Here is a 914-nt window from a genome sequence, read left to right on the forward strand (position 1 = left end):
CGGTCACCGAAGCCCGGAGCCTTGACGGCGGCGATCTTCAGGCCACCGCGCAGCTTGTTGACGACCAGCGTGGCCAGAGCCTCGCCTTCGACGTCTTCCGAGATGATGAGCAGCGGCTTCGAGGTCTGAACGACGGCTTCCAGGACCGGCAGCATGGCCTGCAGGTTGGAGAGCTTCTTCTCGTGCAGCAGGATGTAGGCGTCTTCCAGATCGGCAACCATCTTGTCGGCGTTGGTGACGAAGTAGGGCGACAGATAGCCGCGGTCGAACTGCATGCCTTCGACGACTTCGAGTTCGGTCTCGGCCGTCTTGGCTTCCTCGACGGTGATGACGCCTTCGTTGCCGACCTTCTGCATCGCTTCCGCGATCATCGAGCCGACCGCCTCGTCGCCATTGCCGGCAATCGTGCCGACCTGGGCGACTTCCTCGGAGGTCTTGATCTTCTTGGCGGTTTTGCCGAGAGCGCTGACGATTTCACCCACGGCGAGGTCGATGCCGCGCTTCAGGTCCATCGGATTCATGCCGGCGGCAACCGCCTTGTGGCCTTCCTGCACGATCGCCTGGGCGAGAACGGTCGCGGTCGTGGTGCCGTCGCCGGCGATGTCGTTGGTCTTCGAAGCGACTTCGCGGACCATCTGCGCGCCCATGTTCTCGAACTTGTCCTCAAGCTCGATTTCCTTGGCGACGGTGACGCCGTCCTTGGTGATGCGCGGGGCGCCGAACGACTTGTCGATGACGACGTTGCGGCCCTTGGGGCCGAGCGTGACCTTCACCGCGTCGGCGAGGATGTTGACGCCGCGCAGCATGCGCTCACGGGCGTCGCGGGAGAATTTTACGTCTTTGGCAGCCATGTTTAGCTCCTGGCAGGGGCTCGGGAAGAGCCCGAAAATTCAGTTGACGGTGAGGCCGATGAT

The 914-nt window shown here is 62.9% G+C and carries 1 protein-coding gene; it reads right to left on the reverse strand.

All coding sequences use genetic code 11. From position 1 onward, the window contains the following. Nucleotides 1-851: chaperonin GroEL (gene groEL / locus ACWGS9_RS34975; protein ID WP_454509451.1), on the reverse strand; the 851-nt coding region annotated here is incomplete at its 3' end. Nucleotides 852-914 lie beyond the last annotated feature (63 nt).

The sequence above is a fragment of the Mesorhizobium sp. Arg314 genome (assembly GCF_053714275.1).